This is a genomic window from Lysinibacillus sp. LZ02, from assembly GCF_050613145.1.
In the GTDB taxonomy this organism is placed as follows: Bacteria; Bacillota; Bacilli; order Bacillales_A; family Planococcaceae; genus Lysinibacillus_B.
The window spans coordinates 3,371,702-3,398,553 of record NZ_CP192507.1 but is presented as its reverse complement, the minus strand read 5'-3'; the positions used below and the strand labels follow the sequence as shown (position 1 = coordinate 3,398,553).

General features: G+C 39.9%; 23 protein-coding genes and 1 pseudogene. 16 read left to right on the top strand and 8 right to left on the bottom strand.

Annotated features, from left to right (window positions below):
- Positions 1–42 precede the first annotated feature (42 nt).
- The 5 genes from gap (at position 43) to eno (ending at position 6,431) form a co-directional block, all read left to right on the top strand.
- Positions 43–1,053 (top strand): type I glyceraldehyde-3-phosphate dehydrogenase, encoded by a 1,011-nt coding sequence (gene gap / locus ACQQ2I_RS16400; RefSeq protein WP_431027845.1) that lies wholly within the window; start codon positions 43–45, stop codon positions 1,051–1,053.
- A gap of 318 nt (positions 1,054–1,371) precedes the next feature.
- Complete coding sequence (locus ACQQ2I_RS16395) at positions 1,372–2,559, top strand: phosphoglycerate kinase (RefSeq protein ID WP_431027844.1); 1,188 nt, start codon at positions 1,372–1,374, stop codon at positions 2,557–2,559.
- A gap of 12 nt (positions 2,560–2,571) precedes the next feature.
- A complete protein-coding gene (gene tpiA / locus ACQQ2I_RS16390) occupies positions 2,572–3,333 on the top strand; it encodes a triose-phosphate isomerase (protein ID WP_431027843.1) in 762 nt (253 codons plus the stop codon).
- The gene (gpmI, locus tag ACQQ2I_RS16385) at positions 3,326–4,858 is read left to right on the top strand and encodes a 2,3-bisphosphoglycerate-independent phosphoglycerate mutase (protein WP_431027841.1); all 1,533 of its coding nucleotides are present in this window, start codon (positions 3,326–3,328) and stop codon (positions 4,856–4,858) included. Before tpiA ends, gpmI begins: the two co-directional genes overlap by 8 nt.
- 280 nt (positions 4,859–5,138) lie before the next feature.
- The gene (gene eno / locus ACQQ2I_RS16380; RefSeq protein WP_431027840.1) at positions 5,139–6,431 is read left to right on the top strand and encodes a phosphopyruvate hydratase; all 1,293 of its coding nucleotides are present in this window, start codon (positions 5,139–5,141) and stop codon (positions 6,429–6,431) included.
- A 156-nt stretch (positions 6,432–6,587) separates the two neighbouring features.
- On the opposite strand, the gene ACQQ2I_RS16375 is transcribed toward eno, so the two are convergent.
- Positions 6,588–7,529: a nuclease-related domain-containing protein gene (locus tag ACQQ2I_RS16375; protein WP_431027839.1), complete on the bottom strand. Its 942-nt coding sequence runs from the start codon at positions 7,527–7,529 to the stop codon at positions 6,588–6,590.
- Between the two features lie 142 nt (positions 7,530–7,671).
- Here ACQQ2I_RS16375 and ACQQ2I_RS16370 point away from each other — a divergent pair, with 142 nt between their 5' ends.
- The gene (locus tag ACQQ2I_RS16370) at positions 7,672–8,853 is read left to right on the top strand and encodes a GTP-binding protein (RefSeq protein WP_431027838.1); all 1,182 of its coding nucleotides are present in this window, start codon (positions 7,672–7,674) and stop codon (positions 8,851–8,853) included.
- 60 nt (positions 8,854–8,913) lie between these two features.
- On the opposite strand, the pseudogene ACQQ2I_RS16365 reads toward ACQQ2I_RS16370, so the two are convergent.
- From ACQQ2I_RS16365 to ACQQ2I_RS16335, 7 genes and pseudogenes are all read right to left on the bottom strand, one after another.
- Positions 8,914–10,591, bottom strand: a pseudogene (locus ACQQ2I_RS16365) (sodium:solute symporter family protein).
- A 44-nt stretch (positions 10,592–10,635) separates the two neighbouring features.
- Positions 10,636–10,938, bottom strand: coding sequence for a DUF4212 domain-containing protein (locus ACQQ2I_RS16360; RefSeq protein ID WP_431027837.1), 303 nt, complete (start codon positions 10,936–10,938; stop codon positions 10,636–10,638).
- A 180-nt stretch (positions 10,939–11,118) separates the two neighbouring features.
- The gene (locus ACQQ2I_RS16355; protein WP_431027836.1) at positions 11,119–11,298 is read right to left on the bottom strand and encodes a hypothetical protein; all 180 of its coding nucleotides are present in this window, start codon (positions 11,296–11,298) and stop codon (positions 11,119–11,121) included.
- A 300-nt stretch (positions 11,299–11,598) separates the two neighbouring features.
- Complete coding sequence (locus tag ACQQ2I_RS16350; protein WP_431027834.1) at positions 11,599–12,450, bottom strand: PepSY domain-containing protein; 852 nt, start codon at positions 12,448–12,450, stop codon at positions 11,599–11,601.
- A 90-nt stretch (positions 12,451–12,540) separates the two neighbouring features.
- Entirely contained in the window at positions 12,541–13,203 is a 663-nt protein-coding gene (locus ACQQ2I_RS16345) for a PepSY domain-containing protein (protein ID WP_431027833.1), read from the bottom strand.
- Positions 13,193–14,548 (bottom strand): HAMP domain-containing sensor histidine kinase, encoded by a 1,356-nt coding sequence (locus ACQQ2I_RS16340; RefSeq protein ID WP_431027832.1) that lies wholly within the window; start codon positions 14,546–14,548, stop codon positions 13,193–13,195. The genes ACQQ2I_RS16345 and ACQQ2I_RS16340 overlap by 11 nt, the downstream gene beginning before the upstream one ends.
- A 1-nt stretch (position 14,549) precedes the next feature.
- Positions 14,550–15,230 carry a response regulator transcription factor gene (locus ACQQ2I_RS16335; RefSeq protein WP_431027831.1) on the bottom strand — a complete coding sequence of 227 codons (681 nt, stop codon included), beginning with the start codon at positions 15,228–15,230 and terminating at the stop codon, positions 14,550–14,552.
- Positions 15,231–15,367: 137 nt separating this feature from the next.
- Here ACQQ2I_RS16335 and ACQQ2I_RS16330 point away from each other — a divergent pair, with 137 nt between their 5' ends.
- The 10 genes from ACQQ2I_RS16330 to ACQQ2I_RS16285 all read left to right on the top strand — a co-directional run bounded on the left by ACQQ2I_RS16330 (position 15,368) and on the right by ACQQ2I_RS16285 (position 26,852).
- Positions 15,368–16,750: a DHA2 family efflux MFS transporter permease subunit gene (locus ACQQ2I_RS16330; RefSeq protein ID WP_431027830.1), complete on the top strand. Its 1,383-nt coding sequence runs from the start codon at positions 15,368–15,370 to the stop codon at positions 16,748–16,750.
- A 308-nt stretch (positions 16,751–17,058) separates the two neighbouring features.
- On the top strand, positions 17,059–18,381 hold the full coding sequence (locus ACQQ2I_RS16325) for a hemolysin family protein (RefSeq protein ID WP_431027828.1): 1,323 nt from the start codon (positions 17,059–17,061) through the stop codon (positions 18,379–18,381).
- A gap of 130 nt (positions 18,382–18,511) precedes the next feature.
- Complete coding sequence (locus ACQQ2I_RS16320; RefSeq protein WP_431027827.1) at positions 18,512–18,670, top strand: hypothetical protein; 159 nt, start codon at positions 18,512–18,514, stop codon at positions 18,668–18,670.
- 103 nt (positions 18,671–18,773) lie between these two features.
- A complete protein-coding gene (gene secG, locus ACQQ2I_RS16315; protein WP_391371314.1) occupies positions 18,774–19,001 on the top strand; it encodes a preprotein translocase subunit SecG in 228 nt (75 codons plus the stop codon).
- A gap of 493 nt (positions 19,002–19,494) precedes the next feature.
- On the top strand, positions 19,495–20,241 hold the full coding sequence (locus ACQQ2I_RS16310; protein ID WP_431027825.1) for an alpha/beta hydrolase: 747 nt from the start codon (positions 19,495–19,497) through the stop codon (positions 20,239–20,241).
- 40 nt (positions 20,242–20,281) lie between these two features.
- Entirely contained in the window at positions 20,282–22,675 is a 2,394-nt protein-coding gene (gene rnr, locus ACQQ2I_RS16305; RefSeq protein ID WP_431027824.1) for a ribonuclease R, read from the top strand.
- A gap of 95 nt (positions 22,676–22,770) precedes the next feature.
- Complete coding sequence (smpB, locus tag ACQQ2I_RS16300) at positions 22,771–23,238, top strand: SsrA-binding protein SmpB (protein ID WP_431027823.1); 468 nt, start codon at positions 22,771–22,773, stop codon at positions 23,236–23,238.
- Positions 23,239–24,043: 805 nt separating this feature from the next.
- On the top strand, positions 24,044–24,904 hold the full coding sequence (locus ACQQ2I_RS16295) for a MurR/RpiR family transcriptional regulator (protein ID WP_431030538.1): 861 nt from the start codon (positions 24,044–24,046) through the stop codon (positions 24,902–24,904).
- A 5-nt stretch (positions 24,905–24,909) separates the two neighbouring features.
- Entirely contained in the window at positions 24,910–26,043 is a 1,134-nt protein-coding gene (locus ACQQ2I_RS16290) for an amidohydrolase (protein ID WP_431027822.1), read from the top strand.
- Positions 26,040–26,852 (top strand): GNAT family N-acetyltransferase, encoded by an 813-nt coding sequence (locus ACQQ2I_RS16285; protein WP_431027821.1) that lies wholly within the window; start codon positions 26,040–26,042, stop codon positions 26,850–26,852. Before ACQQ2I_RS16290 ends, ACQQ2I_RS16285 begins: the two co-directional genes overlap by 4 nt.

The window sequence follows — 26,852 nt, the reverse complement described above, 5'->3', positions numbered from 1 at the left end:
TTAGCGCTATTATTATAAAATACTTTATTTGGAGGAATTAACATGGCATTACAACTAGCAATTAATGGTTTTGGTCGTATCGGTCGACTAGTATTCCGCGAGGCGTTGAAACATGAGGAGTTTGAAGTAGTCGCAGTAAATGACTTAACAGATGCAGGTCAGTTAGCACACTTATTAAAGTACGACTCAGTTCATGGTGTCTACGAAGCAGATGTAACAGCGGAAGACGATGCTTTTATCGTAAATGGTAAACGCATTCGCGTGTTTTCAGAAAAAGACCCATTAAATTTGCCATGGGGTGAATTAGGCGTTGACGTTGTGTTAGAGTGTACAGGGAAATTCCGTTCAATGGAAGATGTATCAAAGCATGTGCAAGCAGGCGCAAAAAAAGCCATTCTCTCAGCACCAGCAAAAGGTGAAATGCCAACATTTGTGATGGGGGTAAACGAAGAATACTACGATCCAGAAACGATGGATGTAATTTCGAATGCATCATGTACAACAAACTGTTTAGCACCAGTTGCTAAAGTGTTAGATGAACATTTCGGCATTAAGCGTGGTATGATGACGACAATTCACTCTTATACGAATGACCAACGTATTCTTGATTTCCCACATGCCGACCCGCGTCGTGCTCGTGCTGGTGCAGTGTCTATGATTCCAACAACAACAGGTGCAGCTGTAGCTGTATCAAAAGTATTGCCGCAACTAAAAGGGAAATTAGATGGTTTCTCCATGCGCGTGCCAACACCGAACGTATCATGTATTGACTTAGTTGTAGAGGTTGACAAAGATGTGACGGTCCAAGAAGTGAATGCGGTATTAAAAGAGGCTTCAGAAGGGCCATTACAAGGTATTCTAGGCTACAATGAATTACCGCTTGTCTCGATTGACTATAACGGCAACCCAGCTTCTTCAACGGTTGATGGTTTATCGACAATGGTCATGGAAAACCGCATGATCAAAGTGGTCGCTTGGTACGATAATGAAGTCGGTTATTCAGCCCGCTTAATGGACTTAGCGCTGTATTTAGTAAAGCGCGGGTTAAACTAAAAAAATTAATTGTGACATACTTTTGCCGAATCGAAGAAAAAGTGTGTCACAATACGATAAAATGTATATGAAAAGTATAGCCTTTATGAGATTGAACTATTATAATGTATAAAGGTAAAAGGACGAGCGGTTTACCGACTCGTCCTTTTTCTTCATTTGAATGAAGATATAGCCTTCGGGCATAATTGATTTGTAACAAACGAGGGAGTCGCTTCGTGCTTACAAGAGACATACATATCGACTTTTGTTACTATTAGAGCGAAAGTCTACTATAAAAAGGTTAGTGCCTTTTTCTAAAATTGAAGGAGGGTTTTCTTCATGTTTTTAAAGAAGACGATGGATGATGTAAATGTAAAAGGGAAACGCGTTTTTGTACGCGTAGATTTCAACGTACCGATGGCGGAAGGCAAAATAACGGATGAAACACGTATTCGTGCAGCGATTCCAACAATCCAAGCTTTAGCAGAAAAAGGCGCGAAAGTCATTTTAGCTTCTCACTTAGGGCGTCCAAAAGGCGAAGTGAAGGAAGATATGCGCTTAACAGCTGTTGGCGAGCGATTAGCTGAATTAATGGGGAAACCAGTTCAAAAATTAGACGAATCAATCGGTGAAGCAGTAGAAGCTGCTGTTGCTAGCATGCAAGAGGGCGACATTGTTTTACTTGAAAACGTTCGCTTCCATAAAGGCGAAGAGAAAAATGATGAAGAGTTGTCAAAAGCGTTCGCTAAATTAACTGATGTATACGTAAATGATGCATTTGGTACAGCTCACCGTGCACATGCTTCAACAGAAGGGATTGCGAAATTTGTTGACGTAGCGGTAGCTGGTTATTTAATGCAAAAAGAATTAGATGTACTAGGAAAAGCATTGTCAAACCCAGATCGCCCATTCACAGCGATTATTGGTGGTGCGAAAGTAAAAGATAAAATCGGCGTAATCGAAAACTTACTTGATCAAGTAGACCACTTAATCATCGGTGGTGGTCTTTCATTTACATTCATAAAAGCACAAGGCTATTCGATTGGTAAATCTTTATTAGAAGAAGATAAAATCGAACTAGCAAAGTCGTTTATCGAAAAAGCAAAAGAAAAAGGCGTAAAGCTTCATATGCCAATTGATGCTGTAGTAGCAAATGAATTTTCAAAAGATGCAGAAACGCAAACAGTAGATATCGATGCCATTCCTGCTGATTGGATGGGGCTTGATATCGGACCAAAAACAGCAAACGCATATGCGGACGTTATTAAAAATTCGAAGCTGATTATTTGGAATGGACCTATGGGTGTGTTTGAAATGGATAAGTTTGCGAATGGTACAAAAACAGTAGCAGATGCAATGGCTGAAACAGAAGGCTATACAGTCATCGGCGGTGGTGATTCTGCAGCAGCTGTTGAAAAGTTTGAAGTAGCTGACAAGATGAGTCATATCTCTACAGGCGGTGGTGCCTCATTAGAGTTAATGGAAGGTAAAGCACTTCCAGGCATTGTCGCACTAAACGATAAGTAACGGAGGGAATGTATGCGTAAACCAATACTTGCAGGCAACTGGAAAATGTATAAGTCATTTGACGAAGCTGTAGAGTTTGTCGAAGCGGTACGAGAGTCTATTCCTTCAGAGGAAAAAGTAGACGCGGTCATTTGCGCTCCTGCGATTTATTTACCAACTTTAGTAGATATCGCTACAGAAACCGATTTAGCAATCGGTGCGCAAAACATGCACTTTGAGCAGGAAGGTGCATTTACAGGTGAGGTTAGTCCAGCACAATTAGCAGCGATCCATGTGGATTATGTTATTTTAGGACACTCAGAGCGTCGTGAAATGTTCAATGAAACAGACGAAGCAGTAAATAAAAAAGTAAAAGCAGCACTTGCACACGGCATTGTACCAATTATTTGTTGTGGGGAAACGTTAGAAGAACGTGAAGAAAGCAAGACAGAAGCAAAAGTGTCTAGCCAAATTCGCGCAGCACTCGAAGGGTTTACAGCAGACGAAGTGTCACATATGGTGCTTGCATATGAACCAATTTGGGCAATCGGTACAGGCAAAACAGCAACAGCTGATGATGCAAACGAAACATGTGGCGCTATTCGCAAAGTCGTAGCAGACATGTACGGAACAGCAACAGCTGAAGCGATTCGCATTCAGTACGGTGGCTCTGTCAAGCCAGAAAACATTGCCGAGCTTTTATCGAAGGAACATATTGATGGTGCCTTAGTTGGCGGTGCGAGTTTACAAGTAGATTCTTATTTAAAATTATTGGAGGCCGGCGCAAATGCCTAAACAGCCAGTAGCATTAATTATTTTAGATGGCTTTGCTCTTCGCAATGAAGTAAAGGGCAATGCCGTAGCACAAGCAAACAAACCAAACTTTGATCGTTTTTGGAACGCTTATCCGCATGCGACACTTACTGCATGCGGTGAGGCGGTTGGTTTACCTGATGGCCAAATGGGGAACTCTGAAGTAGGTCACTTAAATATCGGTGCAGGGCGCATCGTATATCAAAGCTTAACGCGCATTCATAAGTCGATTCGTGAAGGGGACTTCTTCCGCAATGAACGATTCCTTGCGGCAGTAGAACACGCAAAAGCAAATGGTTCTAAACTTCATTTAATGGGTTTACTCTCTGATGGTGGTGTACATAGTCATTATGAGCATTTATTTGCACTGCTTAAATTAGCAAAAGCAAATGGTTTAGAAGAAGTATATGTACATGGTTTCTTAGATGGGCGGGATGTAGGTCCAACAACAGCGCTTGAATATATCGAAGAAGCAGAAAAGCAAATGACGGAGATTGGTGTAGGGAAATTTGCATCGATTCACGGTCGTTATTATGCAATGGATCGCGACAAACGATGGGAGCGCGTGAAGTTATCGTACGATGCACTTGTGGATGGTGTAGGGCATACTGCGGCTACAGCAAAAGCAGGCGTGCAATCAAGCTATGTACGCGAAGTGGTGGACGAATTTGTGATTCCGTTTGTGATTACAGAAGAAGGTAAGCCTGTTGCAACGATTGATACGAATGATGCGGTTGTATTTTTCAACTTCCGTCCAGATCGTGCCATTCAATTATCAACAGTGTTTACAAATGATACGTTTGCAGGCTTTGAACGTTCAGAAAAGCATCCGACAAATTTATCATTCGTCTCGTTCACACACTATAGTGAAGATGTAAATGCACTTGTTGCATTTGAAAATGACAACTTAACAAATACGTTAGGTGAAGTGGTTGCTGAAAATGGATTAACACAACTTCGCATTGCAGAAACAGAAAAATACCCGCACGTGACATTCTTTATGAGTGGTGGTCGTGAGGAAAAATTTGCTGGGGAGGAACGCATTTTAATTCCTTCGCCGAAAGTAGCGACATATGACTTAAAGCCTGAAATGAGTGCTTATGAATTAACAGATGCGCTATTAGCAGAAATTGAAGCAGATAAATTTGATGCGATCATCTTAAACTTTGCTAACCCTGATATGGTAGGGCATAGCGGTATGCTAGAGCCGACGATTAAGGCAATCGAAGTCGTAGATGGGTGCTTAGGGAAAGTCGTGGATGCAATCATCGCAAAAGGTGGCGCGGCTATTATTACAGCTGACCATGGTAATTCAGATGAGGTCATTACATTAGAGGATTTACCAATGACAGCCCATACAACAAATCCAGTACCAGTCATCGTAACGAAACAAGATGTTCATTTACGTGAAGACGGTATTTTAGCCGATCTTGCCCCAACGATGTTATCGTTATTAAATGTAGAACAACCTGCTGACATGACAGGAAAAACATTAATTGTTGAATAAGCTACAATTTGTAGTGGAATATATTTAGTATCATTACCTTGGTTCAATACTAAAATTTGTTCTGGCTATTGATATAAAAGCACATGTAGTGAAGGGTGGCGACTCCTGCGGGAATAGCTTGAGCTGAAGACCCCGCAGACGAGCATTTGCGAGTCGAGGAGGCTGAAGCCAAGCCCGCGGAAAGCGTCCGCCCGTAACGGAATGTGCGGTCAAGTACATATTTTTAGTGAAGAGCCTTTACCTTAAGAGATAAACCCAAAAAAGAGGAGATTGAAAAACAATGCCATTTATTACACAAGTTTACGCTCGCGAAGTATTAGACTCTCGCGGTAACCCAACAGTAGAAGTTGAAGTATTTACAGAATCAGGTGCATTCGGTCGCGCTATCGTGCCATCTGGTGCATCAACTGGTGAATACGAAGCAGTAGAATTACGCGATGGCGACAAAGGTCGTTATTTAGGTAAAGGTGTTCTTAAAGCTGTAGAAAACGTAAACACAATTATTGCTGAGGAATTAGAAGGTAACTACTCAGTACTTGACCAAGTTGTAATCGACAAAGCGTTAATCGAGCTTGACGGTACAGAAAACAAAGGTAAATTAGGTGCAAACGCAATTCTTGGTGTATCGATGGCAGTAGCACATGCAGCAGCTGACTACTTAGATGTTCCTTTATACCAATATCTTGGTGGATTCAATGCGAAGCAATTACCAGTACCAATGATGAACATCATCAACGGTGGTGAGCATGCTGACAACAACGTGGACGTACAAGAGTTCATGATCATGCCAGTAGGCGCTGAAAACTTCCGTCACGCTTTACGCATGGGTGCTGAAATTTTCCACCACTTAAAAGCAGTATTAAAGGATAAAGGTTACAACACAGCTGTAGGTGACGAAGGTGGTTTCGCTCCAAACCTTGGTTCAAACGAAGAAGCAATCACTGTAATCCTTGAAGCAATCGAAAAAGCTGGCTACAAACCAGGTGAAGAAGTGAAATTAGCAATGGACGTAGCGTCTTCTGAGTTATTCAACAAGGAAGATGGCAAATACCACTTATCAGGTGAAGGTGTAGTTCGTACATCTGAAGAAATGGTTGCTTGGTACGAGGAGTTAACATCTAAATACCCAATCATCTCGATCGAAGATGGCTTAGACGAAAACGACTGGGCTGGTCATAAATTACTTACTGAGCGCATCGGTAACCGCGTACAATTAGTAGGTGACGATTTATTCGTAACAAACACGAAAAAACTTGCTGATGGTATCGAGCAAGGCGTTGGCAACTCGATCCTAGTAAAAGTAAACCAAATCGGTACGCTTACTGAAACATTCGAAGCAATCGAAATGGCAAAACGCGCTGGCTACACAGCAGTAATCTCTCACCGTTCTGGTGAATCAGAAGATAACACAATCGCTGATATCGCAGTAGCAACAAACGCTGGTCAAATCAAAACAGGTGCACCATCTCGTACAGACCGCGTTGCAAAATACAACCAATTACTACGTATTGAAGACCAATTAGGCGCAACTGCTCAATACTTAGGCTTACAATCTTTCTATAACATTAAATAATATTTGACCGGGTACCCGTTTAACATGCGGATACCCGGTTTTTGTATGGATTAATAGCCAAAACTGCTGCGATAATAGACAAAATGATCGGGTTAATAGCCAAACCTGTTGCAATAATAGACAAATTCACTCCGTTAATAGACAAACCAACCCCGTTTATAGACAATCTTCTGGAATGATATAAACTCTTCCTCTTTTATCTCCAATTTTTTCATATCCTAATCGAGATAAAATTTTCGAAGCGACTTGCATGGACTCAATACCTACGAAATCCCTAAACTCCTTATTCGTAATTCGGTCACTTATTAACAATCGATAATCATGTAATGCTTGGTGTACTGCTTTTTTATCTTGTTCTCCACATTTTGTACAATACCATGTGCGATTTACATATATCATGACCTCTTGAAATTGGCATTTTGCACAAAGGACACCCTTTCGAAGGCGTTCAGATGCTACAAAACGTTTGACGGCGGGACGATGTAATGTGTTTAACAAGTACATAGAAAGTTTTTCGAGCTCTGTCGTATTTGCATATTCCGTAGAATACTGCTCAAATAATCGAAGCCCACTCAACTGCAAAATAGGGTAGTGCTGTAATGAGTGATCGAAGCGTACATTCGAATTGGCTACAACGACCACGTACATAACGGGAATCCTAAATCCCCAGCGATGAAGTAATCGCTCTAGTACTTTTTGATGTCGATGACTTTGAGCAAATGGATCGGAAAAAATATCTACTTGTCCATTGTGACGGATGCGACCAAACTGATGGTGAGCAGCAGTATAAAAAAGAGTGCCATTCATATTTTTAATTTCGACAATCAGTAAAAAATTAGGCGTGAAAAGGATGGAATCAATCTGATGTGAAGTACCTTGAGCATTTAATAGTTCAAGATTGTATAGAAGGTAATGAGGGTGAGTCAGTGCAATATCAATGAATTCGCGATCTGTACGTTGTTCCCCGCTATGACCCGCTTCAAGTGATATGAATTGTTTATGGAAATCTTCGTATTCCACATCATGCTTGTATATCCGGCGGAGCAATGCTTGATAATACAATAGCTGTGAAGATTTCTTTCGTTCGAGAATGAGCATAAATCACCTCCCGAATTTATCATACAACAAAATACAGAAAATTCAATGTATTTATAAGTAGTAATGATTACTCTTTACTTTCATCTTTCGGGATGATAAATTATATAAATAGTAATTATTACTATTAAGGAGAGGGTAACAAGTGAAAAAAATTCCAGTAACCGTGTTAAGCGGCTATTTAGGTGCAGGGAAAACAACAATTTTAAACCAACTATTAGCGAATCGAGAAGGCAGAAGATTAGCTGTCATCGTAAATGATATGAGTGAAGTCAATATAGATTCGCAGTTGATTCAAGATGGTGGGTTTTCACGAACAGAAGAAAAATTAGTTGAGTTAACGAATGGCTGTATTTGTTGTACGTTACGTGAAGATTTAATGATTGAAGTAGAAAAGCTTGTCGCACAAGGTAATATTGACGGACTCGTTATTGAATCTACAGGTATTGCAGAACCGATTCCCGTAGCGCAAACATTTACATATATCGATGAAGAGCTAGGCATCGATTTAACAAAACATTGTACACTTGATGCGATGATTACCGTTGTGGATGCAGCGCGCTTTTGGCAAGATTACGAAAGTGGTGAAACATTACTAGAACGCCAGCAAACAGATGATATTTACGATCAACGTGACGTATCGGATTTATTAATTGAACAAATTGAATTTGCGGATATTTTAGTCATTACGAAGCCAGACCTTGTCACGGAGGAATATTTGGAAGCCTTTAAAGCGATTCTTCACCAATTAAATCCAAGTGCAGAAATTCATACTGCAGAAAAAGGGGAAATCCCACTTGCCACATTGCTAGACCGCAAGCTTTTCGATTTTGAAAAAGCGAGTCAAGGGGCAGGGTGGATAAAAGAATTGAATGAAGAGCATACACCGGAGACGGAGGAGTATGGTATTTCTTCATTTGTTTATCGAAGACGTCGCCCATTCCATCCAGAACGATGGTATGAATGGTTGGAACAATTCCCAGAAGAAATTGTTCGAGCGAAAGGTTTTTTCTGGTTAGCAGGGCGTGAATTTGCCGGATTATTATCACAAGCTGGTGTATCGTTGCAATTTCAATCAGCAGGTAATTGGGTAGCTGATTTGCCTGTACATGAGCGGGAGCAGATTTTACGAGAAGATCCAGCGATGCAAGCAAAATGGGATGAACAGTTCGGCGATCGTATGACGGAGCTTGTACTAATTGGGATGGATATGGTACGTGAAGACATTGAACGTGAACTCGACGCATGTTTATTAACGGATGAGGAAATGAAACAAGATTGGCAAACATTTAATGACCCGCTTCCGAAATTTGTTGTAGCAACTTAAAAAGAAGAGGGATATTTGGAAAGCATTAGCTTTCTAAATATCCCTCTTTTTACTTATAGCTTATTTTGTTGAGCCGTCATTCAAGTATACTTCGCCATCTTTGTAAACCATTTGTTCTGGGTAACGAAGGTTGATAACTTCGTCTTGTAGCTCTTTTGACGGAGCTGGTGTTGCTAGCGATACGATGATATTTGCAAGGAATGCAGCAGTAGCACCGAATACACCTGCTCCTGTATCGATAATACCTAAAATTGTGAATCCACCGTATTTAGCAGCAAAGATGTACGCAAGTGTTACACCTAAACCTACTAAAATACCAGCGATTACGCCTTGTGCATTGGCACGTTTCCACCATACACCTAATACTAATGCTGGGAAGAATGTACCTGTTGCAATGGCGAATGCCCATGCTACGATTTGTGTAATTGCCCCAGGCGGGTTAAGTGCAATAATACCAGCTAAAAGTGTCGCAACGACAATCGACATACGACCAACGAATAAACGTTTACGCTCAGTCGCTTGTGGATTGAATACACGGTAGTAAATGTCATGTGCGAATGATGAAGAAATCGAAATCATTAAACCACCAGCTGTAGAAAGAGCGGCAGCCATCGCACCAGCTGCTACGATACCGATTACAAGCATGCCTAAGTTTGCAATTTCTGGCGTTGCCATTACGACGATATCATTTGCGATTACAAGCTCTTTCCATTGTAAAATACCATCACCGCTGTTATCAGCAACTTGTAATTTCCCTGTGTCTACCCAAGACTGTGTCCAAGCAGGTAAGTTTGAAATTTGGCTACCAGCAACTTCTGTCATAAGAATGAAGCGAGCAAATGCAGCGTATGCTGGTGCACTGAAGTATAATAATCCGATAAAGATTAATGCCCAAGCACCTGACCAACGAGCAGCTTTCATCGTTGATACTGTGTAGAAACGTACGATAACGTGAGGAAGACCTGCAGTACCACACATTAATGTAAACATAAGTGCTAAGAATTGCCATTTAGAAGCGTTTGTAAACGGTGCAAAGTATTCAGATATACCAAGCTCGCGATCTAATTCACCCATTTTTGTAACGATTTCACCATATGAAATCCAAGGAATTGGATTTCCTGTTAATTGGAAAGACATGAAGATTACTGGTACTAAGTAAGCGATAATTAAAATTACGTATTGCGCTACTTGTGTCCATGTAATCCCTTTCATTCCACCGAATGCAGAGTAAAGTGCAATTAATACTACCCCAATCATTGTGCCGATTCGTGCATCAATTTCGAATAAACGACCAATTACTACCCCAGAACCAGCTAATTGTCCAATCGAGTAAGTAAAACTAATAATAATTGTACAGATAGCCGCAATGACTAATGCCGTTTTACTATTGAAACGGTCACCTGAAACGGTCACCGATGAATTCTGGTACTGTAAAGCGACCGAATTTACGTAATTGTGGAGCAAGTAAGATGGCTAAGAATAAGTAACCACCTGTCCAACCCATGATATAGCCTAACCCGTCATAACCTAATAACATGATTGTACCGGCCATACCGATAAATGATGCAGCACTCATCCAGTCAGCACCAATGGCCATCCCGTTAAAGATTGGTGGTATCCCACGACCTGCAACGTAAAAGTCTGAAGTTTGTTTTGCTGTATTTGCAACAGCGATTCCAATATAAATAGCAAATGTAATTAAAATAATAACTAATGATACTAAAAATTGGCTATCCATACTATTTCCCCTCCTTATAGTTCGTTTTCATAAAATGAGTGCTATTAGTGATCTAGCACTTTTCCAGCGCTAATTTCTTCATTTCTCTTGTCATCAATGCCATATTTTTTGTCGATCATATCTCCAACAATGGCATTTGCAAATAGCAAGATAATGAAGGTTGCTAGTGCACCAATTGCCCCCATGAAGTAATGGAACGGGAACCCTAAGATTTGAATATCTGTTAGTGAGTCTGCAAATGCAGCGGTACCAAACGATACAACGAACCAAACGATAAAGAAAATAACCATATACGTATTTTTTTCGCGGAAGTAAGCATCAGCCTTGCTTTTTTCAATCTTTCTCATGAAAATCACCCCTTTTGAATATTTCCCCCTGATTAAGCATTTACCCCTTTAAAAATTGCAAGATAACTAGAATATTACTTTAAAAAAATGATCCCCCTTTCGATGCGTGGATTATATAATGATCTTTGCGTGAACAAAGAAAATTATTGAGAAAAAGAATAATACAACAATATGTGGACATTAACGTAAACCGAAAATAAACTTTAATGTTTCCCCTAATGGAAGAGGAACCATAATAATTTTAATGACCATATAGAGCATCATGGTTGCTACTGGAACCGTCAAAAATATGAATCTCTTTTTTACAAGTGCGTATGTTAAACAGGCAATTGTTAATAACATAAAAAAGTAAAGCATCATCCTCACCCCTATTTATGAATAATTTGGAATTAAATAAATTTTCTTTCTATAATATAAAATAAGAAAATAACGTTGTAAAGTAGAATAAAATGTATTTATTACAGAAAATATTTAAGAATAGTATAAAAACGTGATTTTTAAACAGAATAGTCTGATAAATAAGGGGTGTGAAGTTTGAATATTGTTTTTCTGATAAAATAAAAATTTTTACAATACTTTCCTCTTTTTTTGTGAATCTATGTATTAATGACTAAAAATAAAAAGACGATGAAGGTAAAAAATCCTTCATCGTTGGAAAATTTAGTCATCTAAATCGTCGTCGTGATCTTCTTCATATGATAAAATAGCGCCTGTTTTAGCATGAATTTTGAATTCATATTCTATTTGTCCATTTTTAATTTCGATTTCATATTCATAATCATCATCATCAAATTCTACTTTTGTGACTGTACCCGCTGCTCTTTGCTGAGCAATCGCAATCGCTTGGGCTTTTGTAATGGTATTGCTCGCTTGTGGAGCAGTAGTTGTTTTATTTGTCGTCGTTTGCGGAGCCGGTGTTGTTTCCGCTTTCGGTGTTTGCGCTACTTGTTGTGACTGAGTAGTTTGGGTGTTAGGTGCCTGTGTTGTTTGTGATGGATTTGCTTTTTTGATTGTTTCACGTTCTGTAATGGTAACGGCTCCTGTCGTTGCATCGACTTCTACATCCACCTTTTCTGTTGTCCCAGCAATTTCAACATCATAGTGTGGTACTGCATCATCATCGTCGTATTCAAATTCAATAATTTTTCCATTAAACTCTTTTAACGCTAATTCTTTTGCCTGTGTTGCCGTAATCTTTGGTGCTTGTGATGGATTTGCTTTTTTGATGGTTTCACGCTCTGTAATAGTAGCAGTTCCTGTCATTGCATCGACTTCTACATCCACCTTTTCTGTTGAACCAACAATTTCAAAATCATAGTGAGGTACTAAATCATCATGGTCGTATTCAAATTCAATAATTTTTCCATTAAACTCTTTTAACGCTAATTCTTTTGCTTGTGCTGCTGTAATCTTTGTTACGTTTTCTGCTGAACTGAAAATTTCTGTTTGGGCGATGGCATAGCCACCTAGAATGCCTAAAAATACGGTTGGGATAATAATTGCCTTTTTCATATTTTGTCACTCCTTCATTTATTGTTAAGGCTATTGTAAGAAGTGAACATGAAAACAGTCTGTGAGAAAGATTAGAATTTCATGAGAAAATTAATCGTCAAATGAAACGGATAAAATTTTTCCTGTAATGGCATGTATTCTTATTTTTATTTCCTCTGTTTCCGTATCCACTTCAATTGCGTAATAGCCCCCGTCTGCTGTATTTTCATAATCTACGTCTTCGATTTCACCAGAAAATTGTTTTTGTACGATGGCGATGGCTTGTTGCTCTGTTAATAAAATTGGATTTTCTTGCGGTGGAGGTGAGCTTGGCTGCTCCACTGGTGGACTTGTCTGCGCATCTGTCTCGTTTGGTGAGCTTGGTTGTTCCACTGGTGGACTTGTTTGCACATCGGTCTCGCTTGGTGTATTTGGTTTGTCCACAGGAGTTTCTTCATCCTTTACATGTGACGATGTTTCATTTTCTACTATAGTTGGTTTTTCATAAATGAATGTTAAATTTGAAAACCGCCCGTTTACTTCATCTACTGCGACTTCATAAGTCCCTTTTTCTGTAGAAAAAGTAATCATATATTGCGGTCCTTTTTTTATGACATGCTCAACCACCCCAACGTATAGTGTTTCTACTCGCGAAATAATTTGTTTTTCAGACAGGGTAGTTTCTTCTGTTAAATGATGAATTGTATTAATAAGTAATAGTCCAAGTAATACGGCCCCACAGCTAATCATGAGAATTTTCATCTTACTTTTCATCACTTGTGCCTCGTTTCGTAAACGATAATGTCACTGTTGTGCCCACCCCGACCTTACTAGTAAACCCCATGTCGATTTTTAGCAAATCAGCAAGTTGTTTAGCGATGGCTAAACCGAGACCAGTGCCACCTGTTTTCCTATTTCGTGCTTTATCGACACGATAAAAACGATCAAATAGATGGGGAATGTCTTCTTCAGGAATACCGACACCGTAGTCGGTAACGCAAATTTTTATTAAATCTTCACTTACTATCCGTACATCGATTGTTTTTTCACTATACTTTCGTGCGTTGTCTAGAAAAATAAATAATAGCTGTTTTAATTTAGCTTCATCAGATGCAACCGTTATGTTTTCCCCAGAAATGATTATATCCGTGCCATATGCTTGTTTCATACTTTGGGAAATATCTGTAAGAAGTGATTTAATGGCAACAGTTGCCCATTCCATTTTTGGTTGTTCACTGGCCTTTGCAAGCTGAAGCATTTGTTCCATCAACTGTTTCATATTACTCGTTTCTTTTAAAATGGCTTCAAGTGCCTCCTTGTTTACGGATTCATTGGAAAATCCGCGACGCTCCAACAGTTTTGCATAGCTTTCAATGACAGTTAAGGGTGTTTTTAGCTCATGAGATGCATTACCGATAAATTGCTGTTGCTTTGTATAGTTAGTTTCTACTTGCTGCATGAATTTGTTGTAGGTTTGTGTCATTTCAGCGATTTCGTCTCGATTACGATTTTGTAATGTAATTTGTTCGTAGCGAGATGTTTCAATGTTTTTTTGCATCGTTGTCGTAAGACTTTGAATAGGACGAACGATGATGCGTACAAGGACAACACTCGCTAAATAAATAGGTACCATCGCAACAAGCGTCATCAAGATCAAAATCCACTTTAACAGTTCCATATTTTTCGCGATATCAGGGAGCGACTGAACGAGCTCTACTGTCACAACGGTATGATCTGGCCAAATGAGCGGGTATGCCATTGCTATGACAGGCGTTTGATTCCACAAAGAAACAGTAAAATTGGCATTCTTCTCAATTGTATATGGAATTCGTTCAGCGCTAGCCGTTTCTTGAATATGAAGAAGTGGTTTATCTTGCTCATTCACTACACGTAACGATCCATTTGGCGGGATATATGCCTGAAATAATGAGTCGATATTTTCCACTGATTCCAGCATACTAACGGCTGCAACGAGTTCATCTGCTCGATTTTGTAGTTGTGCATATTCTGTATCGTACGCTAAATTTTTAAATAAAAAATAAATGCCCGTATAGCTACTAATTAAAATAATTAACGTTAACAGCGTCGATAAAATATTTACCTTTGTATTCAGTTTCATTTTATGACTCCTTCATGACATACCCAACACCGCGTACGGTATGAAAAAGAGGGGAGCCAAGCGAATCGATTTTTTGACGGAGGTACCGAATATAGACGTCTACGACATTAGTATCACCGTAATAATCAAAGCCCCATACCGCATTGAGCAACTGTTCGCGCGACTGTACGCTTCTTGGATGTCGCATAAAGTGCATGAGTAAATCATACTCACGTGGTGTTAAATCGATATTAATATCAGCTCGCTTTACCTCGCGTGTCGCTTCATCGACAAGGAGATCTGCATATTTCAATTCATTTGAAATCGGGGCGGCCGTTTGTGAAAATCGAAGTGCTACACGAATGCGTGCAAGTAATTCATCAAATTCAAAAGGTTTCGTCACATAATCATTTGCCCCGAGATCAAGTCCTTCTACTTTATCTTTCACATCGTTTTTAGCGGTTAATAAAATAACGGGTGTCATACGCGGATCTTTTCGAATTCGTTTTAACACATCAAGTCCGTTCATTTCGGGTAGCATAATGTCCAATAAGACCAAATCCCAGGATTCTTCCCGATAAGCGATTAACCCCTCGGTTCCTGTATGTGCCATTTTCGTTTCGTAGCCCTCAAATTCCAGCTCTAATTGTAGTACACGTGCGATTTGAGGCTCATCTTCTATAATTAAAATACGTTGTTTCAATATGTTCACCATCCAAAGCTTTTCTATCATCGTAGAATAATTGTTTTGCTTTTGGCAAGTCATGTAAAAAAACTATGCAAATGTCACAAAGTTTGTTAAGTTGAGTAATAGAATTTGGAAGGAAGAAAGGAAGTACAATGGAAGAGCTATACGAACAAAGGAATAAAATTATATCGGCATTTTTAATTGCGGCATTCATTGGATTATTCAATGAAACGGCATTAAATATGGCGTTTGTCCAACTTGGAAAAGATTTCGGGGAAGAAACCTCTACGATTCAGTGGTTAACAACCGGTTATTTATTAACACTTGGTATTTTAGTGCCCGTATCGGCGTTTTTAATGCAGCGTTTTACGACGCGCCAACTATTTGCAGCCTCTCTTATGTTCTCTATTAGTGGCACGATTATTTCGGCCATTGCACCGGTATTTGCTGTCCTTTTAATTGGACGTATCGTACAAGCGATTGGTGCAGCCATCATTTTACCTCTTATGATGAATGTAATTTTACTCGTATACCCAATTAATAAACGCGGTGCTGCGATGGGGAAAATTGGTCTTGTCATTATTTTTGCACCAGCGATCGGTCCGACAATTGCAGGCGTTGTGTTAGATCGTTTAACATGGCATTGGATTTTTTGGATAGCACTACCGTTTTTAGTGTTAGCTTTATTAGTCGGTCTTCGCTTTGTACGGAATGTGAGTGAAGTGCAACCAGGGAAGCTAGATGTATGGTCATTTATTTTATCGACGATTGGATTTGGCGGCGTTGTGTACGGCTTTAGTATTTCAGGAGAGCTTGGGACATTTTTAATGCCAGAAGTAATGATTAGCATTGGTGTCGGTGTAGTGGCGCTGATTTTATTTGGCATCCGTCAATTGAAAATGGAACGACCAATGTTAAATTTACGTGTATTCAAATATCCGATGTACGTCATTGCATTAATCATTTTAATGATTTGTATGATGGCGATTTTATCGACAATGATTATTTTACCAATTTATTTACAAAATGTATTGTTGCTAGCACCTGTTTTTGCAGGTCTTGTTTTACTACCTGGTGGTATTATTAATGCATTTATGTCTGTTGTGGCAGGCAATTTGTTTGATAAATTTGGACCGACTAAAATGGTGCCTAGTGGATTAGTAATCGTGATGATTAGCTTGTTTTTCTTACGCGGTATTGACGCTACAACATCGCCATTTTTCATTGTTGCGTTACATATCGCCATGTTTATTGGGATTTCCCTGGTCATGATGCCAGCTCAAACAAATGGATTAAACGAACTGCCACGCGAACTTTATCCAGATGGTACAGCGATTATGAATACGTTACAGCAAGTGTCTGGTGCTATTGGTACAGCAGTAGCCGTAACCATTTTGTCGATTACAGCAAGTGGCGCAGCAGACCCTGTGCAAGGCATGAGTGATGGATTGCAAAATTCCATTACATTCGGTTTAGTCATTGCCGTCATTGCGCTTATACTATCATTCTTTATAAAAAATGTTCGTGAACAATAAAATAGTCAAGAGAAGCCTACGATACTATGCGAATCGTAGGCTTCCTTCTTACTAAAAAGAGGTTTCGTCAGCTTGCCTTGCTCATCAGCAACGAATTACAGTATAGGTGAGCAGTGTATCAGGTATATGTCAAAACCTTTTTGAAAGTTTTGCATACAAATAAGATGAAATCGCTTTATTTGTAGGATGTATGTTACAATTTGTTTGAATAATATGAAATATAATGATGTGAATAGTACGTGAAACGAAGAGTATATAATATCCTATTTTAGGAGGTGAAGTCTTACTTTTATAAGTAAGACGACTGGTTGACCATACTGAAATTAACGGTTTTTACAGGTTTATTAGCACTAACTGCCTTTTTTGTGGCAACTGAATTTGCGATTGTAAAGGTAAGGCAATCGCGGATTGACCAGCTCATTGCAGAAGGGCAAGGGAATGCACTTGCAGCAAAGCGTGTGACAATGCATCTAGATGAATATTTATCGGCATGTCAGCTCGGGATTACAGTAACTGCTTTAGGGATTGGGATGGTCGGTGAATCGACGTTCGAGTTTATGTTACATCCATTTTTTGAATGGCTCGGGTTAAGTACAAATTACGTGCATTGGTTTACAATTGCTGCCGCATTTGCGATTGCCACATTTCTGCACGTTGTCGTGGGGGAGCTTGCGCCAAAAACGATTGCTATTCAAAAAGCAGAGGCTGTCACATTAGCATTTTCAAAGCCAATTCAAGTTTTCTATAAAATGATGTATCCATTTATTTGGTTACTGAATGGCTCGGCGCGCGTTTTATTAAGATTATTTGGTATGAAGCCAGCAAGTGAACATGAATTATCCCATACAGAAGAGGAACTGAGATTACTGCTGACAGAAAGCTATAAGTCAGGTGAAATCAACGGGAATGAGCTGAATTTTGTTAATAATGTGTTTGAGTTTGATGATAAGATTGCACGCGAAATTATGGTCCCACGTACAGAAATTGTAGGCTTTGAGGTGAATGCCACTTTTGAAGAGGTATTAACCCAAATTTCTGAAGAGCGTTATACCCGCTACCCGATTTATGAAGGGGACCGCGATAATATTATTGGTTTTTTAAATATTAAAGATTTTTTAACACAAGGCATGAGTGATCAAATTTTAGCAGAAACCTTTGCGGTGATGAACTTTTTAAATCCTGTGATTAAAACAGTGGAGTCAACGCCGGTTCATAAACTGTTACAAAGAATGCAAAAAGAGCGTATCCATATGGCAATTTTACTTGATGAATACGGTGGGACAAGTGGGCTCGTAACCGTTGAAGATATTTTAGAAGAGCTTGTCGGTGAAATTCGGGATGAGTTTGATGAAGATGAGGAGCCACCTGTTCGAAAGCTTTCAGAGGGACACTATATTATTGATTCGAAAATTTTATTGTATGAAATCGATCAGTTGCTTAGTCTGACATTAGATGAAGAATACCCAGATGTCGAGACGCTTGGTGGCTGGTATTTCACGAATGATATGGAGCTGGATGAAGAGGACTTTATCGATTATAGTGGCTACCGCTTTAACATTCATGAAAAAGACGGCATGCAGCTTTATTATATAGAAGTGAAAAAATTAATGGCAAACGAAGAAGCACGTTAGATGATTCCACTAGCATTAGCCGCAAAGCGTGACGTGAGCGAATGTCAGTATAACAATTTTTCGAAATAATCATGTGTTTTTTTCACTAGTTTTGAGTAAAATAAATCACTTAACTAGAGGAGGAAGCACGATGAAAAAGCTTTGGACATCATGGCTCGTAATCATTATTTTAGTATTGTCATTTAGTTTAACAGCATGCAGCGATAACAGTGACGATAGCGATGAGGATGAGGGGATTTTAGATGACAATGACCATGATAACGATATGGACAATGATGATGACGATTAATTTGGAAGTTTTCGTAAAATAGAGGAATGCAAGTTGTCACCTTCCTCACTTTTTGCTATACTGTTATTTGTTGTAATGTTTTCAAGTGAAAGAGGTGGACGTTTTGCATACGTTAATTACTGTTTTATTAATCATCGTATCTTTAGCTTTAATTACAGTAGTATTATTACAATCAAGTAAAAGCGCTGGTTTATCGGGGGCCATCTCTGGTGGAGCAGAACAACTTTTTGGTAAACAAAAAGCGCGCGGTATGGATTTAGTGTTACACCGTGTGACAATTGTATTATCCGTACTATTCTTTATTTTAACGCTAGCTATTACGAAATTTTAATAGACGCATAGTAAATGGGGGTGTCCAGAAAGTGAAAATTTTCCGGACACCCCCTTATTTTATTCATATCTTCTATATAAAGCATCTTAAAACTGGCGAAGCTGAACGGTCAAAAAGCTAAGGTATCCGAGCAAAAATTAGCTGCATCCGGTCAAAACAATCCAGCATGAGCAAAACACTACCGTATCCAATCAAAATCCTGCAGTGAACCGTTCAAAGACATTTATTTTTAGCCGAAATGCAAGCAAAGGAGACAATAAGCGTGCAATATGGAGGCTGATTTTTAAATTCAATCGTTATGCGGGAACATTAAAATGCACATATATAAGAACTATTGCTCCTTTTCCCGGAAAAGAGTATACATCGTACATAAACTATCAGCTCGCTCTATTTGGGGCGAGTTGTATCTTTATAAAAGGATACAATATAAACGATTATATCGAATTGTTTATAATGATAAAATTTAGTAAATATGAGAGAATGGAGGAGCGTTATGCGAAAGGCACAAAATACACCATTCTTCTTTGAGGCAGGGCCGCGTGCGGTGTTATTGCTTCATGGATTTACGGGGAGTTCGGCGGATGTCCGGATGCTTGGTCGCTTTTTAGAAAAATGCGGTTATACTTCTTTAGCGCCACATTATAAGGGACATGGCGTACCACCTGAAGAGCTCATTCAGTCATACCCTGATGAGTGGTGGCAAGATGTCCTAAATGGCTACAATGAATTACAGCAAGCAGGATACGAAGAAATTGCCGTTGCAGGATTATCGCTCGGTGGCGTTTTTTCATTAAAATTGGGACTCAATAAACCAGTAAAAGGCATTGTTACGATGTGTGCACCGATGAAGATGCGCGCACTAGATATCATGTTTAAAGGTGTACTGCAATATGCTAAGCAGTATAAAAAATCAGAAGGAAAAACCGAAACAGAAATTGAAGCAGAGGTAGAGGCAATACGTCAGCAAGGAATGCCTTCGCTACCTGACTTACAACAACTTGTCGCAAGCGTGCGAGCTGAAGTCGATTTAGTATATGCACCGATTTTTGTTGTGCAAGCCACAAATGATAACATCATTGACCCGAAATCTGCGCATTATATATACGAAGAAGCGCAATCTAATATAAAACAAATAAAATGGTACGATGAATCAGGTCATGTCATTACATTGGATAAAGAAAAAGATCAACTACATGAAGACATTTATCAGTTTTTAGAAAAGCTCGATTGGCATGTCTAATGGTTGACAATATAGAATTCCCGTTGAAGGAGGGACAAGTATGGTACAAAAAGATGATTTACAACAACGCATCCTCACATTTATGAAGGATGAACAGTATAAGCCCATGACGGTTGCTGAAATCGAGGATGCCTTTGAGTTATCAGATGCAGAAGAATTTAAAGTATTAGTGAAAACACTTGTAAAAATGGAAGCGCAAGGATTGATTGTGCGTTCTCGTTCTAATCGATATGGTTTACCAGAGCGTATGAATTTATTACGCGGGCGATTTATCGGGCATGCGAAAGGCTTTGGCTTCGTGGCACCAGATGAAGAAGGCATGGATGATATTTTTATTCCACCACATGAAATTAATGGTGCATTAAATGGAGATACGGTATTAATCCGTGTGTTAAACGAAACATCCGGTGATCGCCGTGAAGGCACCGTGACAAAAATTGTCGAGCGCGGCAAAACATCCTTTGTCGGTACATTCCAAGCAAACCGTGGTTTCGGCTTTGTAATAACAGACGACAAAAAAATGAACATGGATATCTTCGTTGCGAAAGAAGATACGCTTGGTGCTGTCGATGGACATAAAGTCGTTGTAGAAGTGACAAATTGGCCAGATCATATTAAATCAGCTACTGGGATTGTGACAAAAATACTCGGACATACAAATGATCCAGGTGTCGATATTTTATCAATTATTTACAAACATGACATTCCGCCTGAGTTCCCTGCAGAAGTAGTGGACGCTGCAACGAAAGTGCCGGACGAAATTACAGAACAAGATTTAGTCGGGCGTCGCGATTTACGTAATGAGGTCATCGTGACGATTGATGGAGCAGATGCAAAAGACTTAGACGATGCGGTTACGGTAACGAAAAATGCAGACGGTACATATAAGCTAGGTGTACACATTGCAGACGTGAGTTACTACGTCACACAAGACTCGGTTATTGATAAAGAAGCCTATGACCGTGCGACGTCTGTTTATTTAACAGACCGTGTGATTCCGATGATTCCGCACCGTCTATCCAATGGGATTTGTTCACTTAACCCACAAGTAGATCGTTTAACACTTTCTTGTGAAATGATTATTGATGGCGCAGGGCAAGTCATTAAACATGAAATTTTCCAAAGTGTCATTAAAACAAAAGAGCGTATGACATACTCGGATGTGTATAAAATTTTGGAACATTCAGATGACCATCCAGAGTTAATGGAGCGTTATAAAGAGTTAGTGCCAATGTTTAGAGACATGGCAGAGCTTGCAGAAATTTTACGTACGAAGCGAATGAGCCGTGGTGCGATTGACTTTGACTTTAAAGAATCGAAAGTACTTGTAAATGAAGAAGGCTGGCCAACTGATATTGTGCTTCGTGAGCGTACAGTGGCAGAGCGTTTAATTGAAGAGTTTATGCTTGCAGCGAATGAAACGATAGCGGAGCACTTCCACTGGATGGAATTGCCGTTTATTTATCGTATTCACGAAGATCCGAAGCCAGAGAAGCTACAGCGTTTCTTCGAGTTTGTGACAAATTTCGGCTTAGTTATTAAAGGGACAGGTAACTCTGTTCATCCGAAAGCATTACAAGAAATTATTAAATCGATTGAGGGATTACCAGAGGAGCCAGTCATTTCAACGATGTTGCTTCGTTCATTACAACAAGCAAAGTATTATCCTGAATCACTCGGTCACTTCGGTTTATCGACAGATTATTATACACACTTCACATCGCCGATTCGTCGTTATCCGGACTTAATCGTACACCGTTTAATTCGCACATATTTAGTGAATGGGGATACATCCAAAGAGACGGTCGTACATTGGAATTCGGTCATGGACGAAATCGCTGACCATACATCTGAACGTGAGCGTCGTGCTGTAGATGCAGAACGTGATGTAGACGCATTGAAAAAGGCACAATTTATGTCTGATAAAATCGGTGAAGAGTTTGTTGGGATGGTGTCATCGATTACCAACTTCGGTATTTTTGTGGAGCTACCAAATACAGTTGAAGGCTTAGTGCACATCAGCAATATGACAGATGACTATTACCGCTTTGAAGACCGTATGATGGTCATGATTGGGGAGCGTACGGGGCGTCAATTCCGTATTGGTGATGAAGTGAAAATCCGTGTAGCCAATGTGGTCATTGAAGAATCTTCAGTTGATTTTGAAATTGTTGGTATGGTGGAATCATACGGCACTCGCCCACGTAAAGTCGTACCGAAAGTCATTACAGCTGGACGCCGTGAAAAGAAAGATGGAGAGCGTTCAGAACGTCGTGATAAACGAGGCGGTAAAGGCGGACGCGGTGAAAAAGAGCGTAGTGGTAAACGTTCTTCTTCCGGTGACCGTGATCCGCGCGGTAGACGAAAAGATGGCAAAGACAAGCCAAAGTTTTATGAAGGCATTACGAAAAAGAAAAAGAAGAAAAAGAAGTAGCAAGAGAGGCTAGGGGCGAACGTGTCTCTAGCCACTTTTTACGTTATAATGGGAATAATGAGCAAGGAAAATCTTGCAATGAGGAGTTGTGAAAGATGGCTAAAGGACAAGGGAAAGTATTAGCTCAAAATAAAAAAGCAAGTCATGATTATTTTATTGAGGAAACAATCGAAGCCGGTATGGTGCTAACAGGAACGGAAATCAAGTCTGTACGTGCCAGCAAAGTACAGCTAAAGGATTCATATGTACGTGTTCGTAATGGGGAAGCGTGGATTTGCAATATGCATATTTCGCCGTTCGACCAAGGAAATCGCTTTAACCATGAACCACTACGTGACCGCAAGCTATTATTACATAAAAAGCAAATCGGTGAATTGGTCGGTGCTGTAAAACGTGATGGCTATACGATTGTCCCGCTGAAAATGTATATTAAAGACGGCTATGCCAAGCTATTAATCGGTATGGCCAAAGGGAAAAAAGACTACGACAAACGCGACGACATGCGTAAAAAAGAAGCAAAACGTGAAATGGAAAGAGCATTCAAAGCAAAAAATCAATATTAATTTTTATTAAAGTAGCCGTTGTTTTCCGCTCCAACACTCGCTTTCCGCGGGCGAGGTCGAGCCTCCTCAGTCGCAAAGCTCCTTGTGGGGTCTCGACTTTCTCGCTTTTCCCGCAGGAGTCTCGTGTTTCCGCTTCAAGCAACGGCGAACCTAAGAGAAAGTAAATGCTGCTGTCTATGTGGCTTTTCTACCAATCTGTTAATTTGTAAAAGTAGCGCATTATGTATTAGTGGATATTTGTATATCCTTATTTCATCATCTTTTATAGGTTTTTATCATAAAGTATGATTGACTTTTAGGAAAATTACTTACATAAAATGATGTCTTTTAGATACGAGAAATAGATTTTTAGATTATTAAGAAACAGTCACTTTTGCCGTAGCGCGTCATAGCCACAGGAGCCAAGATTTTCTTTGCGACGAAAGCGTAGCGTCAGGAGTAGGAACAGGAGATCCAAACAGGCCACGCCTGTTTTAGCTCCTGTGTAGGCTGTGGCGAAGCGCGGAGGCTGCGATATGACCGCTTAGGTTTTCGTATGTGTGGTTAGAACTTCTTTCAACTAATATGGCTATTATTAAAATTTTATGAAGAGGCATGAATGAACTGAATTGCTAGCTCGTTCATGCTTTTTTGTATTTTAAAATGCTTTCATGCTAATTTTCCAAAAAAAGAGAGAAAACAAATAACTATGAAATTTCAGAAAACTTATTGCACCACATTTTGATTCGTGTTAAATTACTAAATAGAATTTGAAGTGTAAACTTCATATTGGCTAAAAATAAAGGGGTGACTTCATTTGGCTGAAATGGGAACGATTAAAGAAAGAATCGAGCAACATTTTAATTCGTTATCGAAGTCGCAGCAAAAAGTAGCAAATTTTATATTAAATAATCCGACATACATTGGAGTTCATTCTGCTGCGGAGGTAGGAGAGCGAGCGAGTACAAGTGAAACGACGGTCATTCGCTTTTGCTACGCCATTGGGTTAAATGGCTATGCGCAACTACAAAAAGAACTGACGATGTATTTATTTGAACACAATACAAACAGCACATTAGGCAATTATGTTTCATCCAAAGAAGAGCTATTTAAAGAGCAACAGCTTTGCGAAAAGGTGATGAGGCAAACTAGCCATCAAATTATCAGAATTGCAGAAAAAATAAATCCAGAACAATTTCAAGAGACGACGAAAAAAATGCATGAAGCAAAAGCGATTTATTTAATCGGTGCAGGGGCATCAAGCTTTGCAGCACAATGGCTTCAATTTACGCTCAATATGCTTCGCCCGAATGTCAAGCTTGTGCCAACAGAGACGAATGCACTCATTCGAACAGTGCAAGAAGTCGATGAAACAGCGCTTGCGATCGTGATTTCATTGCATCGCTACTATAAAGAGCCAATCCACATTACAGAGGAATTTAGAAAATGCGGTGTGTATGCGATTGCCATTACCGATACAAATGTAGCGCCCATTCATGCCATTGCAAATGAAGCGTTTGTGTTACAGCAAACAGAGCTATCGACAATTGACATGATGCCAGCCCTCATGGTGTTTTTAAATACTCTTGTCGTCGGGATGATGTCACATGATGCCGCGTACTATAATCAGCAACGCGTAAAATACGATGATTTTCAAAATAGCTTTATTGCAAATCGATGGAGTTGAACGAGATGACAGAACAACAATTAGCGGAGCGCATGCAAAACGTATTTGCCCATTTACATGCCAATCCAGAAATAAGCTGGCAGGAAGTCAATACAACTGCCTATATAGTGTCGCTACTGAAAGAAATGGGACTGGCGCCACATACATTTGACGATATGACGGGTCTCTATGTGGATATTGGGCAAGGGATACCAAAAGTTGGGTTCCGCACAGATATCGATGCACTTTGGCAAGAAGTGAACGGGGAGTTTAAAGCCAATCACTCATGTGGTCATGATGGGCATATGACAATGGCGATCGGGGTGGCATTTCTATTAAATGAACAAAAAGAAACGTTGCCTGGAGCTGTTCGACTCATTTTCCAGCCAGCTGAAGAAAAGGCGCAAGGAGCAAAAGCATTAGTCGAAAAAGGTGTCGTCGATTCATTGGAATATTTATTTGGCACACATGTCCGCCCGTTAGTCGAGCTTCCGGATGGTGTGCATGCACCTGCGTTATATCACGGTGCGGCGAAGCTTTTGACAGGTACGATTACAGGTGTTGAAGCACATGGCGCTCGACCTGAACAAGGGGTCAATGTTATTGAGGTGGCAGCCGCTTTAGTCGATGCTCTAAAACGAATTTGGATTAGCCCGACAGAGTCCGCATCCATTAAAATGACGCAGCTACAAGCAGGGGGTTCATCCACAAATATTATTCCGGGGACAGCAACATTTAGCATTGATGCACGTGCCCAAACAAATGCCACAATGGATGTGTTAACAGCAGGGTTTGAAAAGGCCGTTGCAGCCGTTAGTACGTTATATGGCGCGACGATTACAACAAACGTAGCGGCACATATCGCTGCAGCACAGGTCGATGATGGAGCAAAAGCACTGATGAAGCAAGCCATTATTGACACAGTCGGTGAAGGACATTGTGCACCAGATGTTGTGACACCAGGCGGCGAAGATTTTCACTTTTATGCATACACAAGACCACAGTTGAAAACAACGATGCTTGGTTTAGGATGTGGTGTCGCACCAGGACTTCACCATCCACAAATGACATTTAACGAACAACGTCTACCGATAGGCGCTCAAATTATAAGTAGGGCTTTATTGTTAGCACTACAGCAAGTAGAAAGAAGCGATACATGATGATTTCCATAAAAGAGCTAAAAACAATTGAAGAAATGGAGCAAGTTCAACAACTTGAACAACGCGTTTGGGGGATTCAGCCGATTCCAACACATCAAACATTAACGGCTATCAAAAATGGTGGCATGATTGTCGGTGCCTATGACGATGAGCGATTAATTGGATTTAGCTACGGCTTTGCAGGAATAAAGGAAGGCAAAAGCTATTTGTGCTCACATATGTTAGGGATTGATGAAACATATCGTTCGCAACAAATTGGTGAACGATTAAAGTTTGCCCAGCGTGAAATGGCGATTGCAAAAGGCTATGACCTCATGATTTGGACGTATGATCCGCTAGAAACGCGTAATGGGTACTTAAACTTAACAAAGCTAAACGGCATTTGCGATACGTATATCGAAAATTGTTACGGTGAAATGCAGGACGGGTTTAATAAAGGCCTCCCATCTGACCGCTTTGAAGTGCATTGGCATTTAACGAGTGATTACGTAACACACCAACAAGAGCCACAAATTGAACAGCCACAAGCACTTGGGGACATTGTGATGGATGAGCACGGGTTGCCGAAATTGCATATCACCACACTTGAACATATAACAGCGCCTGCTTATTCTTTGCCTGTACCGAAAGATTTTCAAACATTAAAGGCAACAAGTCAAGAACATGCGATGCACTGGCGTCTTGCAACACGCAACGTATTTGAAACGATGTTTGCTAACAATTATGCTGCTGTCCGCATTCAAAAAAATGAGCAATGGAACGACTATATTTTCGTCAAGAAAGAAACGTTAGCACTTGGAGGAAACTAA